The sequence below is a fragment of the Rhizobium rhizogenes NBRC 13257 genome (assembly GCF_000696095.1).
Taxonomy (GTDB): domain Bacteria; phylum Pseudomonadota; class Alphaproteobacteria; order Rhizobiales; family Rhizobiaceae; genus Rhizobium; species Rhizobium rhizogenes.
The window spans coordinates 75,074-90,547 of record NZ_BAYX01000014.1; the positions used below are offsets into that span (position 1 = coordinate 75,074).

Annotated in this window: 16 protein-coding genes and 1 tRNA gene; 4 read left to right on the plus strand and 13 right to left on the minus strand. The window is 59.1% G+C overall.

Annotated elements, in window-relative coordinates; genetic code table 11:
- Positions 1 to 69 precede the first annotated feature (69 nt).
- From ytfQ to pcsA, 7 genes are all read right to left on the minus strand, one after another.
- Positions 70 to 1,032 (minus strand): galactofuranose ABC transporter, galactofuranose-binding protein YtfQ, encoded by a 963-nt coding sequence (gene ytfQ / locus RRH01S_RS26880; RefSeq protein ID WP_007693510.1) that lies wholly within the window; start codon positions 1,030 to 1,032, stop codon positions 70 to 72.
- A gap of 146 nt (positions 1,033 to 1,178) precedes the next feature.
- Entirely contained in the window at positions 1,179 to 2,264 is a 1,086-nt protein-coding gene (locus RRH01S_RS26885) for a BMP family ABC transporter substrate-binding protein (RefSeq protein ID WP_007693508.1), read from the minus strand.
- Positions 2,265 to 2,313: 49 nt separating this feature from the next.
- On the minus strand, positions 2,314 to 3,234 hold the full coding sequence (locus RRH01S_RS26890) for an ABC transporter permease (RefSeq protein WP_007693506.1): 921 nt from the start codon (positions 3,232 to 3,234) through the stop codon (positions 2,314 to 2,316).
- Positions 3,231 to 4,325 carry an ABC transporter permease gene (locus RRH01S_RS26895; protein WP_012651441.1) on the minus strand — a complete coding sequence of 365 codons (1,095 nt, stop codon included), beginning with the start codon at positions 4,323 to 4,325 and terminating at the stop codon, positions 3,231 to 3,233. The genes RRH01S_RS26890 and RRH01S_RS26895 overlap by 4 nt, the downstream gene beginning before the upstream one ends.
- On the minus strand, positions 4,315 to 5,874 hold the full coding sequence (locus RRH01S_RS26900; RefSeq protein ID WP_153510320.1) for an ABC transporter ATP-binding protein: 1,560 nt from the start codon (positions 5,872 to 5,874) through the stop codon (positions 4,315 to 4,317). Before RRH01S_RS26900 ends, RRH01S_RS26895 begins: the two co-directional genes overlap by 11 nt.
- 55 nt (positions 5,875 to 5,929) lie before the next feature.
- Complete coding sequence (locus RRH01S_RS26905; RefSeq protein WP_034518273.1) at positions 5,930 to 6,910, minus strand: quinone oxidoreductase family protein; 981 nt, start codon at positions 6,908 to 6,910, stop codon at positions 5,930 to 5,932.
- A gap of 12 nt (positions 6,911 to 6,922) precedes the next feature.
- Positions 6,923 to 7,648, minus strand: coding sequence for a phosphatidylcholine synthase (pcsA, locus tag RRH01S_RS26910; RefSeq protein ID WP_012651438.1), 726 nt, complete (start codon positions 7,646 to 7,648; stop codon positions 6,923 to 6,925).
- A gap of 213 nt (positions 7,649 to 7,861) precedes the next feature.
- Here pcsA and RRH01S_RS26915 point away from each other — a divergent pair, with 213 nt between their 5' ends.
- Entirely contained in the window at positions 7,862 to 9,064 is a 1,203-nt protein-coding gene (locus RRH01S_RS26915) for a UbiH/UbiF family hydroxylase (RefSeq protein ID WP_012651437.1), read from the plus strand.
- Here the strand turns inward: RRH01S_RS26915 and RRH01S_RS26920 are convergent.
- From RRH01S_RS26920 to RRH01S_RS26940, 4 genes are all read right to left on the minus strand, one after another.
- Positions 9,041 to 10,003, minus strand: a complete 963-nt coding sequence (locus tag RRH01S_RS26920; RefSeq protein WP_012651436.1) for an AEC family transporter — start codon at positions 10,001 to 10,003, stop codon at positions 9,041 to 9,043. The two genes, RRH01S_RS26915 and RRH01S_RS26920, sit on opposite strands and share 24 nt — an antisense overlap.
- A 65-nt stretch (positions 10,004 to 10,068) precedes the next feature.
- Positions 10,069 to 10,821, minus strand: a complete 753-nt coding sequence (locus RRH01S_RS26925; protein ID WP_012651435.1) for a cytochrome c biogenesis CcdA family protein — start codon at positions 10,819 to 10,821, stop codon at positions 10,069 to 10,071.
- 654 nt (positions 10,822 to 11,475) lie between these two features.
- The gene (locus RRH01S_RS34930) at positions 11,476 to 11,874 is read right to left on the minus strand and encodes a DUF982 domain-containing protein (RefSeq protein ID WP_234711753.1); all 399 of its coding nucleotides are present in this window, start codon (positions 11,872 to 11,874) and stop codon (positions 11,476 to 11,478) included.
- 112 nt (positions 11,875 to 11,986) lie between these two features.
- Positions 11,987 to 12,062, minus strand: a tRNA-Lys gene (locus RRH01S_RS26940).
- Between the two features lie 371 nt (positions 12,063 to 12,433).
- On the opposite strand from RRH01S_RS26940, the gene RRH01S_RS26945 reads away from it, so the two are divergent.
- From RRH01S_RS26945 to RRH01S_RS26955, 3 genes are all read left to right on the plus strand, one after another.
- The gene (locus RRH01S_RS26945; RefSeq protein WP_007693493.1) at positions 12,434 to 12,682 is read left to right on the plus strand and encodes a GlsB/YeaQ/YmgE family stress response membrane protein; all 249 of its coding nucleotides are present in this window, start codon (positions 12,434 to 12,436) and stop codon (positions 12,680 to 12,682) included.
- 163 nt (positions 12,683 to 12,845) lie between these two features.
- A complete protein-coding gene (locus RRH01S_RS26950; RefSeq protein ID WP_007693492.1) occupies positions 12,846 to 13,052 on the plus strand; it encodes a hypothetical protein in 207 nt (68 codons plus the stop codon).
- A gap of 177 nt (positions 13,053 to 13,229) precedes the next feature.
- On the plus strand, positions 13,230 to 13,844 hold the full coding sequence (locus tag RRH01S_RS26955; RefSeq protein ID WP_007693491.1) for a GntR family transcriptional regulator: 615 nt from the start codon (positions 13,230 to 13,232) through the stop codon (positions 13,842 to 13,844).
- A 55-nt stretch (positions 13,845 to 13,899) separates the two neighbouring features.
- On the opposite strand, the gene RRH01S_RS26960 is transcribed toward RRH01S_RS26955, so the two are convergent.
- Both RRH01S_RS26960 and RRH01S_RS26965 read right to left on the minus strand, forming a co-directional pair.
- A complete protein-coding gene (locus RRH01S_RS26960) occupies positions 13,900 to 14,712 on the minus strand; it encodes a ferredoxin--NADP reductase (RefSeq protein WP_007693490.1) in 813 nt (270 codons plus the stop codon).
- Positions 14,713 to 14,952: 240 nt separating this feature from the next.
- A complete protein-coding gene (locus RRH01S_RS26965; RefSeq protein WP_012651386.1) occupies positions 14,953 to 15,465 on the minus strand; it encodes a DUF934 domain-containing protein in 513 nt (170 codons plus the stop codon).
- Positions 15,466 to 15,474 lie beyond the last annotated feature (9 nt).

Sequence of the window (15,474 nt, forward strand, 5' to 3'; positions counted from 1 at the left end):
GCATCGGCAATTCCGCGCCGAAAAAACCGCACCGACCGGTTTCCCGGCCGATGCGACCCGTTTTTTAACTCAGTAGCCCAGGTCTTTCTTCGCTTCGTAGACCTTCTCCGGGTCGTCAGCCTGCGTATACAGCTTGGACTCGGTCTGGATCCACTTCGGCGGCTCCTTCTTGGTCTTCAGATAGGCGTCGAGCGCATCGAAGGCGGGACCGGCCATGTTCGGCGTCAGCTCCACAGTCGCATTCGCTTCGCCAGCCGCCATGGCCTTGAAGAGATCCGGAACCGAATCGATGGATACGGTCAGAATGTCCTTGCCCGGCTTCAGGCCGGCTTCCTTGATCGCCTGGATGGCGCCGACGGCCATGTCGTCATTGTGAGCGTAGAGCGCACAGATGTCCTTGCCGCCGTTCTCCGCCTTCAGGAAGCTTTCCATGACTTCCTTGCCCTTGGCGCGGGTGAAGTCGCCCGTCTGGCTGCGGACGATCTTCAGGTTGTCATGACCCTTGATGGCTTCCTCGAAGCCCTTCTTGCGCGCAATCGCCGGCGAGGACCCCGTGGTGCCCTGAAGCTCGACGATGTTGCACTTCTTGTCGCCGACATTCTTCACCAGCCAATCGCCGGCAACCTTGCCTTCGTGGATCTGGTCGGAGGTAACGGCGGTCAGATAGAGATCCTTCGGCGCATTGATCGTGCGGTCCAGCAGGATGACCGGGATCTTGGCTTCCTTAGCTTCCTTCAGAACGGAATCCCATCCGGTTTCCACGACCGGTGCCAGCAGAATCGCGTCAACACCCTGGGCGATGAAGGAGCGAATCGCCTTGATCTGGTTTTCCTGCTTCTGCTGCGCGTCGGCAAACTTAAGATCGATGCCGCGCTTCTTAGCTTCCTGTTTGGTCAGGGTCGTTTCCGCGGCCCGCCAGCCGGATTCCGAGCCGATTTGCGAGAAGCCGACGACCAGATCCTTTGCCGATGCAGACGTGAACATGCAGGCGGCAAGAATGGTGGCACTCACCAGTGCAGTCTTCAATTTCATGATATCCTCCCAAAGGGCCATCTCCTGAGGCCATGGAGAAAAAATCATATAGTAATACTTTTGTAAATCGACATTCGTTGATGCAGTGCAACAAAAAAGGGCGCCATCAGCGCCCTTTTTCAACTTTTGCGATTTTCGCCCGCTTTTTACTTCGAGGCCGGCAACTTGTCGTCGATGCCTTCGATGTAGAAGTTCATGCCGAGCAGCGTGCCGTCATCGGCGCGCTCGCCTGCCTTCAGCCAAACCGTACCGTCCTGCTTGTTGATCGGGCCGGTGAAGGGCGCGAGTTCGCCGGACTTGATCTTGGCTTCGGTCTCTTCGGCCAGCTTCTTCACGTCGTCCGGCATGTTGGTATAGGGCGCCATCGTCAGGATGCCGTCCTTCAGGCCGTCGAAGCTCTGCTCGGACTTCCAGGTGCCGTCGAAGAAGGCGTGGACGCGCTTGATGTAGTAAGCGCCCCAGGTGTCCTCGATCGCGGTCAGCTGCGTGTGTGGACCGGCGGCGATCATGTCGGAAGCCTGACCGAAAGCCTTGATGCCACGCTGTTCGGCGACCTGCATCGGCGCGGTCGTGTCGGTGTGCTGCGTCAGGATATCAACGCCCTGATCGATCAGCGCCTTGGCGGCGTCGGCTTCCTTGCCCGGGTCGAACCAGGTGTTGACCCAGATGACCTTCATCTTGAAGTTCGGGTTGACCGACTTGGCACCGGCTTCAAAGCCGTTGATGCCCATCACCACTTCCGGGATCGGGAAGGTGGCGATGTAGCCGGCCGTTCCGGTCTTCGACAATTTGGCGGCGATGACGCCGCTGATGTAGCGGCCTTCATAGAAGCGCGAATTATAGGTCGCGACGTTGTCGGCCGTCTTGAAGCCGGTGGCGTGCTCGAACTTCACCTTCGGATACTTCTTGGCGACGGCGATCGTCGGATCCATGAAACCAAAGGAAGTGGTGAAGACCATGGCGCAGCCGGAGCGGGCCAGGCGCTCGATGGCGCGTTCGGCATCCGGGCCTTCCGGAACGTTTTCGAGGAACGGCGTTTCGATCTTGTCGCCGAATGCCTTTTGCAGTTCCTGGCGACCCTTGTCATGGGCCTGCGTCCAGCCACCGTCGGTCTTCGAGCCGACATAGATGAAGCAGATCTTCGTCTTGGCGGCAGCTTCCGCCGAGGTGGCAGCGCCGATACCGACGATCAGGGCCGCGGTGGCGGCGAGTGAGAGTGCTAGTTTTTTCATAGTAACCCCTGTTGGTTGGAAGGTTTCCGATAGCCCGTCTTTTGATTGTTCATCGATCCGGCACGAAAGACTTGCCGAGCGATGCTGGCGTGTTGATCAACGTCGCACGCCGATTTTGAGAGATAATAACCAGGACGACAACCGTGGAAAGATACGGCAGCATCGAGAGAAATTGTGACGGCACGCCGATGCCGAATGCCTGTGCGTGCAGTTGCAGGATCGTCACGGCGCCGAAGAGATAGCCGCCGATGAGAATACGCCATGGGCGCCAGGACGCGAAGACGACCAAGGCAAGCGCGATCCAGCCGCGGCCGCCGGACATGCTTTCCGTCCATTGCGGCGTATAGATCAGCGATAGCTGAGCGCCGGCAAGCCCCGCGCAGGCGCCGCCGAACATGACGGCGAGATAGCGCGTGCGGATGACATTGATGCCAAGCGCATGCGCCGAGGCGTGATTGTCGCCGATGGAGCGAAGCTTGAGGCCGGCGCGGCTGCGGAACAGGAACCAGTTGACCGCAATCACCAGGACGATCGACAGATAGAAGACGATATCCTGCTTGAACAGCACGGTGCCGATATAGGGTATCTGCGACAGGACCGGGATTTCGATCGGCAGCAGGCGGATGCCCGGCACGCCGACATAACCTTCGCCGATCATGCCGGATACACCGAGCCCGAGGATCGTCAACGCCAGGCCGGTCGCCACCTGATTGCTGACCAGTGTCAAGGTCAAGAAGGCGAAAAGCAGCGAGAACAGCGCGCCTGAGACCACGCCGGCAACGAGGCCCAGATAGGGGTTGCCGGTGATCTGGGCGGCAACGAAAGCCCCGACCGATCCCATGATCATCATGCCTTCGACGCCGAGATTGAGCACGCCCGCCCGCTCGGTCACCAGCTCGCCGATAGCGGCGATGACCAGAGGCGTTGCCGCGGTAACGATCGTTAGCAGGACGGCTTCGAAAAAGGTCATGCCGCACCTCCGGTCTTGACGTGCGCCCGCGACCGGACGAAGCGGATCTTGTAATAGATCAGCGCGTCGCAGGATAAGACGAAGAACAACAGGAAGCCCTGGAAGACGCTGGTCACCTTGTCGGAAACGCCGATGGTCAACTGCGCACCCTCGCCGCCGATATAGGTCAGCGCCAGCACGAGGCCGGAGGCGATGAGGCCAAGCGGATTGAGCCGGCCGAGATAGGCGACGATGATCGCTGTAAAGCCATAGCCCGGCGAGATCGACGGCTGCAGGTGGCCGATGGTGCCGGAAACCTCGGAAATGCCGGCGAGACCGGCAAGCGCGCCTGACAACAGGAATGCGAACCAGACCATCTTCTTCGGCGAGAATCCGGCGAAACGCCCTGCCCGCTCCGATTGCCCGAGCACGACCACCTCGAAGCCCTTCAGCGTGAAGCGCATCATGAACCAGAGAAGGATGGCCGCGACGATCGCAAAGACGAAGCCCCAATGCGCGGTGATGGTGTCATCCCAGATCGGCGGCAGCACGCCTTCCGGGACGAAGTCGCGCGTTCCGTAAAAGCCATGGCCATCCGGGTTGCGCCAAGGTCCGCGCGTCAACCAGTCTAGGAAGAGTTGGGCGACGTAAGTCAGCATCAGGCTGGTCAGGATTTCGTTGGTGTTGAAATGCGTCTTCAAAAGAGCCGGAATGGCGGCATAGAGCGCGCCGCCGATAGCGCCACAGATCATGATCAACGGCAGCAACAGCGGCGAATGCCAATCATAGAAATAGACGGGAATGATGGAGCCGAATATGGCGCCGACGCTATATTGGCCTTCCGCGCCGATATTCCAGTTGTTGGAGCGATAACAGACCGACAGGCCCACGGCGATGAGGATCAGCGGCCCCGCCTTCTTCGCCAGCTCGTTCAGCGACCAGGGATCGAACAGCGGCTCGATGAGCAAGGCCTCGAGCGAATCCAGCGGATCCTTGCCGAGCATCCAGAACATGATACCGCCGGCAATCAGCATCAAAACCAGCGCGAGCAGCGGCGACACAAAGCCATAAAGCTTCGATGCCTGCGGGCGCTTTTCGAGTTCAATTCGCATGCGCTGGCTCCGAATGGGTCTTGGATTCGTGCAGGCCGCCCATCAGCAGACCAATCTTCTCCCGCGTCAGCTCGTTTGCCGGATAGGCAGGCGACAGCCGGCCTTCGGAAATTACGGCGATATCGGTCGCCACTTCGAAGATTTCGTCAAGATCCTGGCTGATGACGAGCACGGCCGAGCCGCTTCGAGCGAGATCCACCAGCGCCTGACGGATGCGGCTTGCTGCACCCGCATCGACGCCCCATGTCGGCTGATTGACGACCAGCACGGTCGGTTGGCGATCCAGCTCGCGGCCGACGATGAATTTCTGCAGGTTGCCGCCCGAAAGCGCCCCGGCGGCCGGATCCTCGCCGCTCTTGCGAACATCCATAGCCTCGCAAATCCGCTTGGCTGCCTGTTTGATCGCGCCATGGCGGATCACCTTCAGGAAACCGCCGCCGAGAAAAGCCTTGCGATCCGATTGAGCGCGGGCAAGCACGAGATTGTCCGACAATTTCAGGCCCGTCACCGCCGCATGGCCCTGGCGCTCTTCCGGCACGAAACCGGCGCCGAGCAAGCGGCGCGCATTGATGCCCTTGGTGCCGACCGCCTGGCCGCGCACATGGATCAAATCGTCCGAGATTACGGTATGCTCGCCGGAGATGACGTCGAACAGCTCCCCCTGCCCGTTGCCGGCCACACCTGCAATCGCCAGAATTTCACCGGCGCGGACACGAAGCGAAATATCCTTCAGCGAGATGGCAAACGGCGTGCGCGCGGGAACGGTAAGGCCGGCGACCTCCAATTGGATGTCGCCTTTCTTGCCAAGCCCTTCATGCTGAACGCTGGCAACATCGCTGCCGACCATCATCCGCGCGAGCGAGCCGGTCGTTTCCTGCCGCGGGTCGCAGGCGCCGGTCACCTTTCCATGGCGAAGCACGGTCGCGCGCGAACAGATGCGCTGCACCTCCTCCAGGCGATGGCTTATATAGAGAACCGAGCGGCCTTCATCCCTGAGCTGGAACAACGTCTCGAACATGCGGTCGGCTTCCTGCGGCGTCAGCACCGAGGTCGGCTCGTCGAGAATGATCAGCTTCGGGTTCTGCAACAGCGCGCGCACGATCTCGATCCGCTGGCGCTCGCCAACGGAGAGATCGGCGACATGCGCGTGCGGATCGAGCGGCAGGCCATAGGCGCGCGACAAGCTGGCAGCCTCCTCGACGATCTTTCCGATCGGAACGCTGTCATCAAGGGAAAGAGCGATATTCTCGGCAACCGTCAGCGCCTCGAACAACGAGAAATGCTGGAACACCATACCGATGCCGAGCTTGCGCGCAGCGCCCGGCGAAGCGATGGATACGGGCTTCCCCTGCCAGGCGATCTCGCCAGCAGTCGGCTCCAGAACGCCGAACAGCATCTTCACGAGAGTGGATTTGCCTGCGCCGTTTTCACCGAGCAGAGCGTGGATCTCGCCCGGTTGGATTTCCAGATCAATTTCATTACAGGCAGCAAAGCTACCGAACAGCTTCGTCAGTTTTCGAACCGACAATAACGCACCGGCTGCCGGCATATCGGATGACGACACGTTCCCCTCATTTCTTTCCCAACAATCCGCCCTTTTGGATCTATGGGATCAGCAGCGTAGTTCCACTCGTTTTTCTTGATTCCAGATCCGAGTGCGCGCGCCCTGCATCGCTCAGCGGATAGGTCTGGCTGATATTGATACGCACTTTGCTGCTTTGCACAACAGCAAATAATGCTTCCGCACTGGCTCTTAACTCCTCAGGGGTGCCGACATAGGCGAAAAGACTTGGCCTTGTGGCGAAAAGCGAGCCCTTCTGATTGAGGATGGCAAGGTTAAAATTCTCTATCGGACCGGAGGACTGACCGAAGGTTACCCACAGGCCACGCGGCTTCAGACAATCGAGAGACTGTGGAAACGTATCCCGGCCAACCGAGTCATAGACGACATCGACGCCCTTGCCGCCGGTGATCTCCTTGACGCGGTCGGCGAAGTTTTCACGGCTGTAGTCGATGACATGGTCATAGTCATGCTCCAGCGCCAGCTTGACCTTCTCCGGCGAGCCGGCCGTTCCGATCACGGTGGCGCCGAGGGATTTCGCCCATTGTCCGGCAATCAGTCCAACGCCGCCGGCCGCCGCATGGAACAGCAACACGGTTCCCGGCCCGACTTTGAAGGTGCGGTTGAGCAAATACTCCACCGTCATCCCCTTCAGCATCATCACGCCGGCGGTCTCGAGCGGAATATCGTCCGGAACCTTGACGAGATGACGGGTCTCGATATTGCGCTCGACGCTGTAGGCACCGTCACTGCCGACATAGGCAACGCGATCGCCAACGGCAAAGTCGGTCACCCCGGAGCCAATGGCGGTGATCGTGCCGGCCGCTTCCTTGCCCAGCGGCAGCGGGAAATACGGCGCCTTGTAGAGGCCTGAGCGGAAATAGACGTCGATGAAGTTCAACCCGATCGCGGCATGGCGGATCTGCACCTCGCCGACGCCCGGCGGCGGCAGGTCCACCTCTTCCAGCTTCATGACTTCAGGACCGCCGTTTTGATGGATGCGAATGGCCTGGGTCTTCTTCATGACGCGCAAATCCTATTGACGCCCGAGGGATGGGAAAAGCTGCAACACACCGCCGATGCAATAAAGATAGATGCCGCTGAGGACAAACAGGACGACTGCCCAGTGCGGCATGACGAAGTGCATCAGCAGCGAATAGACACCGAGCGCGGACCAGAACAGGAAGATGCCGAGATTGAGCGGCCGCAGCCGCTTGACGCGCACCGGATGCAGGAAATTGATCGGCAGAAACGTCAGGACGACGGAGACGCCGACGACAATCATTGCGGTCGTCGCATTGGCGCCGATGACGAACAACGTGAAGACCACCATGTTCCAGACGACGGGAAAGCCGGAGAAGAAATATTCATCCGTCTTCATGCCGGTATCGGCGTAATAGATGGCGCTGGAAACGACGATCATGCCGGCGGCAACGAAGGACCAGGGCTCGCCGATCATACCGCTTTCGTAGAGCGCGAAGGCCGGCAGCAGCACGTAGGTCACATAGTCGATGATATTGTCGAGCGTGTCGCCGGACCAATTGGGCAGCACTTCCTTGACGCGGACCTTACGGGCGATCGGCCCGTCGATACCGTCGACGAGCAGCGCAAGGCCGAGCCACCAGAACATATCGACAAAGCGATGCTCCGCCGCGGCGACAACGCCGAGAAAGGCGAGGAAAGAGCCGGATGCCGTCAATATGTGCACGGAGAAGGCACGAATCTCCGCATAAGGCACCCGCTTGTAATTGAAGACTTTCATCCGCCCCACTGCTCGCCTGTTTATTCACCTGCCCCGGCAGGCGATTTTTCTCGCTAATATGCATCGTTTGCCCGGCACCGCCAGCGCAAAAGCTCCATTTCCAGTGCACGCTATAGCGTGTACCCGTCATTTTCACCCACTGCGATGTTTCATCCCATGGATTTCAACAGGCTAAGTGCTTATTTTCAGAGCGAAGACAATTGAGGCATCGATATGAAGCAGGTTGAAGTGGCCGTCATCGGCGGTGGTCTGGCAGGGATGGTGGCGGCGGTCGCGCTGGCGCGCGGCGGAAGACCCGTCGCCCTGGTGGCCGCGCCCTACACGAAGACGGACCGCCGGACCACGGCACTGATGGACCAATCGATTCGCTTCCTGGAGCGGCTGGCACTGTGGGGGTCGATCGCGCCTTCGACCGCCGCATTGACGACGATGCAGATCATCGACGGCACGACCCGCCTGCTGCGCGCGCCGACCGTCTCCTTCCGCGCCTCGGAAATCGGCCTCGACGCCTTCGGCTATAATATCCCGAACGCCGTGCTGCTCGGCACTCTTAGTGAAGCCGTCAAGGCCGAGGGGAATATCACCCTCATCGAGACCACCGCTTCCGAGGTCGCCATCCGCGACGATAGCGTCACGATCACGCTCGAAGATGGCGACACGGTCGAAGCGGCTTTCGTGGTCGGCGCGGATGGGCGCAATTCGATGGTGCGAGACACGCTCGGGATCAAGGTCAAGAGCTGGTCCTATCAGCAATCGGCCATGGTGCTGAACTTTGCGCATTCCCTGCCGCATCAGAACATATCGACGGAGTTCCACACTGAGAGCGGACCGTTCACCCAGGTTCCCCTGCCCGGTAACCGCTCCAGTCTCGTCTGGGTGCAAAAGCCTGAGGAAGCCGCCGCCAATGCGGAGAAATCGCTGGAAGACCTCGGCCGGTTGATCGAGGAGCGCATGCAATCGATGCTCGGCAAGGTCGATGTCGAGGACAATGTGCAGGTCTGGCCGCTCTCCGGCATGACGGCCCACCGCTTCGGCAAGGGTCGTGCCGCGCTGATCGGCGAATCCGCCCATGTTTTCCCGCCGATCGGTGCGCAGGGCCTGAACCTCAGCCTGCGTGACATCATCGCTCTGACCGATATTCTTTGCGGCAGCGCCGATCAGCCTATTGCGGCCTCCGCCGGGGACACTTTCGACCGCAAGCGACGCACGGATATCATCAGCCGGACGACAAGCGTCGACCTGCTGAACCGCTCGCTCCTGTCGGACTTCCTGCCGGTGCAGATGCTGCGGGCCGCAGGCCTGCACGTCCTCTCCGCCATCCCGCCACTGCGCAACGTCGTCATGCGCGAGGGCATAGAGCCCGGTGGCAGCCTGCGCGGCTTTACCTCGATGTTACGGGAAAAGCTGAGCCGGTAAGGTGCCGGACTTGATCAGGTAGAGCAGCAGCGACACCGTCACCACGGAGCATGCCGTGGTGATCAGGATGGTGGCGGACGCCCGCTCCTGCCAGACGCCATATTGCTGACCGATGACGAAAACATTCGTCGCCGTTGGCAAGGCAGCAAGCAGCACCGCCGATTCGATCCAGATCGGATCGAAGCCCCCGACCATCTGCAGCACGAGATAGACCATCAGCGGATGCAGGATGAGCTTTGCCGGCACGATATAGCCGATCTCGACGGGAATTCGCTTCAGCGGCCGAAGAGCGAGCGTCACGCCCATGGCGAACAGCGCGCAAGGGGCGGCAGCCTGGGCGAGATAATCAACAAAACGCTGGAAGGCGACCGGCTGGTGGACCGAAAAGGCAGCCGCGGCAAAACCAAAAGCGGTCGACAGAATGAAGGGGTGCAACAGCACTTTCCGGGCGATATCGGCGGCAACCCGGCCGGGCGAACGCTTGTCGCCGCCCTCGATGGCCATCAGCGCCGGAGCGACGATGAAATGCAGCGCATTTTCGAAGCAGACGATCAGCGCCACGGGAACGGCGGCTTTTTCGCCCAGCGCCAGCAATGCCAGACCCGGCCCCATGTAGCCGATATTGCCATAAGCACCGGCAAAGGCCTGGATCGTGCTGTCGGCCAGCGAATTGCGGCGCAGGACGCGTCCAACCAGGAACACCAGCAGGAAGATCGAATAGGTCGCGGCGATGTCGGCGACGATGAAGTCGACGCGAGTCAACTGCTCGATCGGCGTCTGCGAGACGAGCTTGAAAAATAGCGCCGGCAGCGCGGCATAGATGATGAAGGTATTGAGCCAGCCGAGTGCCTCGGCGGGCTGTTTCGTGATACGTGCGGCAATGTAACCGATCAGGATCAGGCCGAAGAACGGCAGCAACAGACCGACAATGTCAGTCATCGGGGTCAGCCATCGGGCATTTTCCACTCTGACGATGAAAACAGGAACGGACGATGGCGTCCGGCTTAGCCGATTTTCATCAGGATTGGAAAGGTCTGCTGGAACCAGATTGCCATATCGCTGACATAGCCGAACATGAAGGCGAGGCCAGTCAGCACCAGAAACCCGCCCATGACCTTCTCGACGGTGCCGAGATGGCGGCGGAAGCGGACCAGGAAGCTCATGAACGCACCGGAGAAACCGGCGGCGATCCAGAAGGGAATGGCGAGACCCAGCGAATAGATGGCAAGCAGCCCGGCGCCGGCGCCGATCGTCTCGCGCGACGCCGCAACCCCGAGGATCGCTCCGAGCACCGGGCCGATGCAGGGCGTCCAGCCGAAGGCGAAGGCAAGGCCCATAATATAGGCGCCCGTCAGCGTCGCCGGCTTGCCATTTCCTTGAAAGCGCGCCTCACGCGCGAGAATGCCAAGCCGGAAAACGCCAAGGAAATTCAAGCCCATGATAACGATGATCAGGCCACCGATCTTGGAAAGAATATCAAGATGCTGGCGCAGCAGAAGGCCGATCGATGACGCGCCCGCGCCAAGCGCGATGAAGACGGTCGCAAAGCCGAGCGTGAAAAACAGAGCGGAAAACAGCACATTGCCGCGAACGCTCGCCCCACTCGCCACGGCCGCTCCGCCGCCTCGAAACTGCTCGACGGAAATACCGGCCATGTAACAGAGATAAGGCGGCACCAGCGGCAGGACGCAGGGCGACAGAAACGAAAGCGCTCCGGCGAGCAAGGCACTGAGAAGCGAGATATCGGCAAGCGACACGATAGACTCCGGCTATGTCATTCAGCCGTCTTACTAACGTCGCGAGGGGCGGAAGGCCAATCACCTTTTCGAGGGGTAGCGCGGAGCAAGGCGGAGGCCGAAATGCATCGGCGTGGGGAATAGGGCTGCGGCGTTCGAGACGATGATCAGGATCGGCGACAAGTTGGTTGGATAATGAGGGTGTTCTCCATCAGCACCCAATATGTTGAAGCTTGTTTGATTATTTTTTCACAAGTGATGAAAACTTTAGCGAGCACTCCCATTTCAGTGAAGTCGCTATGCGAGCCCGTCCCGCAAGATTGAAAGCTGGAGCAGACCGTGAATAAAGTTCTCAACTATGTTGGCATCGATGGCTATAGATGTTTTCTGGTTGCCATTGTTTGCATACCATCCTTCTTCGACGTGAGAATATTCTATGGCGTTTCGATATTTTTTGGATTTTGCCTTCCCGGGATTTTGAACGAGCTTCTCAATAAGCCCGACGCCTCCGGAAATAGAATATTCTTTGTACCTGGGCGATTTCTCTTTCCCTATGAAACCTTCCTGTTTGTCTGGAATGGCTTCAGGGTGAAAAGCTAACAGGAACGATCAACCGTGTTTCCGTAAGCAAAACAAGAGCTCGAATATAAACAGCCGCCATGCCTTAGCTTGACCTCACTGCAACAGAGATACCCCAGCTTCCTCTGCGGCTTTGATAAAGGCGTTTCGGGCGGCTTGAGGATGAACGCGTTCCATGATCGCGTCGAGACATGCCTGGATCGCTGTCAGGTACGCCTCACCATCCCTAATCGGCCAATGGTCCAATAGCGTCTCCGTCGCATCCTGTGCCGTATTGACACGTCGATATCCGCCGGTGTCGCTCATCACCAGCGTTACGGCGGCTGGAAATGGTCGCAAAGTGTTTCGTTCCAAAACTGATGACCTCAAAAGCGTAAAGACGCGAATAACCTTGCAAAAGCCGTTCCAGGAAATGCGGCCGACATTCTCAAGCGTGGTTCGGGGCGCTGGGAAGCCTGAAGAATTGATCAGGCGATGCGTCGGCGTCGTAAACACGGCCCTTGCGTTTGATGACATAACGCAGGTCTTTCCTTCGCCGTTACCCCAAGCTCAGAAAGATCATTGTCTCTTGGATTAACTTCACCAAACCGGCCATTTAAAGGAACCGTGGTGAGAGCGTCGGGGTTCGAACCCGAGACCTACTGATTAAAAGTCAGTTGCTCTACCAGCTGAGCTACGCTCTCCCCGTCCGCGGGTGATTGGCACCCCGGCTGGAAGTGCGCGGAACATATGCAGGCGCCCTATTGCGGTCAACCCATAAAATCGCCGTTGCGGCATCGCAAAATGCTTTTCCGCAGGTTGAGGTCGCAAAATCCGTCGGCATTGCCGACGGAAACGCCGGGATCGGCTGAAAACCGAGCCTTCACAGAGCCGGAAAATATGTTGTCGATAGATGAATTAGCTCAGGCATCGCGGACCAATTGTAGCAATAACCGTCGATAATGGGGGTGGCGATGGCCGCGCGCCATCCCGCGCGTGCAATTGTTTGCCGTACGAATCGCTTTTGGTGTATATCAGCATTTGTGAACAACCCACCGAGTCTCAGGAGGACCTTATGGAAGTCGGTTGGATTGCAGCTATTATTATTGGTGGCCTTGCCGGCTGGTTCGCTGAAATGATCATGAAGAGCGATACCGGCATAATCATGAACATCGTCCTCGGCATTGTAGGTGCGCTCGTTGCCAGTTGGCTTTTCGGGATTGTGGGCCTCTCGCTGCCCTTCAACGCCTTGATCAACTATCTGATCACCGGCTTTATCGGTGCCTGCATCCTGATCTTCATCGGTCGACTGATCAGGCGATAGACATCGTGCGGGCGAAAGCTCGTCCCGAGTGGGAACAGAAGGGAAGACGGGACAACCGCCTTCCCTTTTTTATTGCTCTGACATGCGCTCCGCCGACCGAGACCCTTTTCAACCTCACGAAGAGCGCTAGGTACAAAGCAGAAGCAAAGAGGAGTTTGGAAGCATGATGGAAAGCGCCAATCAGACGCCGAGCCGCAAGGTACTGCGCGGTCGCCCCTACAGCATCGCCGAATTCGCGCGGAAATATCGCCTCGACGACGAGGAGGCCAAGCGTCTCTTCGACAAGTTCGGCCCATCGGCCACCGAACTGGATCTGCTGATGGCCGCCAAGCGGAAACCACCGAGTCTCGCCACCGTCATCGGCCATTGATCGACATGACGCGGCGGAAATCCGGGTGTTTATCCGGCTTCTTCCGCCGGCATAGCAGCCAGCACGAGGCACGCGACAGCACCCCTCCCTCCAATCTGATATATCAGTGCGGCTTGCCATCGCAAATGTGGCGTGCCAGAAAATGATATATCGGCATGGACATGGGAATCGGCTGGGATGCATCATTCGCAAAGCCACCTCGCCTATCTCGCCCTGGAGCACCTGATCGTTACGCTGGTGCTGAAGCCCGGTGCGCTCGTCACGGAAAAGCAGCTGATCGAACTGGCGGGCCATGGCCGCACGCCGGTGCGCGAGGCGATCCAGAAGCTCGCATGGCAGGGGCTTATCCATGTGCGGCCACGCGTCGGGCTGCAGATCGCGGAAATCCGACCGGACGACCATATGCATGTCATGCAGGTCAGGCGCGAACTGGAGCCGATCGCCGCTTCACTGGTTGCCATCAACGCCAATCAGCAGCAGCGCGACCAGCTGGTCGAATGCGCCCGCCTAATGTCTGACTGCACCATCACGGGCGACCTGCCCGGTTTCTTCGCTGCCGACAAGACATTCGATGAAATCCTGGAAGAAGCCTGCCCGAACGGCTTCATCACTGCAGCGCTTGGCCCGGTGCAGACCCACTCGCGCCGGCTCTGGTATTCTACAGCAACGCCAGACGGCATGGACCGGGCGATCGCGCTGCATGTCGGCGTCATCCGGGCCATTCATCAGGGCAATGCCGAAGATGCCAGCAAGGCAATGGCAACGCTGATCGACTATCTGAGCGGCACATGAAAAAGGCGGCCTCGCTATCGAGGCCGCCGTTGCCTATTTCAATATCGGAGAGATCTCAGCCGACGAAAGCACGCTCGATCACGAATTCGGCCGGCTTGCTGTTGGCGCCTTCGTTGAGACCAGCCTTCTCCAGCAGCTCCTTGGTATCCTTCAGCATCGCCGAGGAACCGCAGATCATGCCGCGGTCGATCTCTGGATCGAGCGCCGGAATACCGAGATCGGTGAAGAGCTTGCCGTTTTCCATCAGATCGGTGATACGGCCCGTGAAGGGATAGTCTTCGCGGGTGACAGTCGCATAGTGGCGCAGCTTGTCGCCGACGACCTCGCTCAGAAGCTCGTCATTGCGGATTTCCTCCACGAGATCGAAACCATATTTCAGCTCGGCAACATCGCGGGTGGTGTGGGTGAGGATCACTTCCTCGAACTTCTCATAGGTCTCTGGATCGCGGATCAGGCTCGCGAAGGGCGCGATGCCGGTGCCGGTCGAGAACATATAGAGCCGCTTGCCCGGCGTCAGCGCGTCAAGCACCAGCGTGCCCGTCGGCTTCTTGCGCATCAGCACTTCGTCGCCCGGCTTGATGTTCTGCAGATGGGAGGTCAGCGGGCCATCCGGTACCTTGATCGAAAAGAACTCAAGTTCTTCGGCCCAGGCCGGGCTTGCGATCGAATAGGCGCGGTAAAGCGGCTTGCCGTCGACCATCAGGCCGATCATTGCGAACTCGCCCGAGCGGAAACGGAAGCCTTGCGGCCGGGTCATCGTAAAACGAAAGAGCCGGTCGGTATAATGCGTCACGCTCAGCACCTTCTCGGCGAAAACACCGGCGGGTACAGCGGAAACAAATTCTTCGGTCTTGGCGGGGGCGTTCATTCGGTCTCAGATCCCGTATTCGTCGTGTGGGCGTCGGTCTTGGCAGTCTGTGTCTGGCGAGGCTGATATTACACTATAGTGCGGATTTAAAGGCATTCTATTCCATCCTGCAGCACCAGCATAAAATATGCGTATTATACTCAAGTTTTATGCGGTCCTGCAGGTCATATATAGTCATCGCCAGGAATGCGACAATCCGATGAAAATCCTATGCCGCAATTCCTGGAATAAAGAGCCGAATCAGGCCGTCTTGGCCGCCTGGCGGCGCCAGCTATAGGTCTCGCCGCCTTCGGCAGGCCGGGCCGTCGGCTGATAATAATGCGGAATACCCGGCAGGCGATTTTCCGAAAGTCGCTTCAGCGCCGTTTCATTGGTGACCGCGCAACTGTCGATGCCGACGCGCAGCATCAACGGAACCTGGTCGATCAGCACATCGCCGACCGCGCGCAGTTCGTTGGCATAGCCGAGCCGCTGACGCAGCAGCGAGGCATGGCTGAAGGCGCGACCATCGCTGAAAGCAGGGAAAGCCACGGCAACGATGGCCAGCCGATCGAGATAGGGCTGCAGCTTCGTCACATCATCGGCCGGCTTGATCACCACGCCGAGGCCGATATCATTGCTTTCCTCAGCCTTGGCGATCAGGTCATCTAGGCTCAGCAGCGGCTTCTGCTCTTCGGTCGCCTTCAACTCCTCGGTCTCGATAACCCAGGGATCGTTCTCGACAAAACCGGTCTCGCGCCAAATCTTCGTCATGGTCATCTC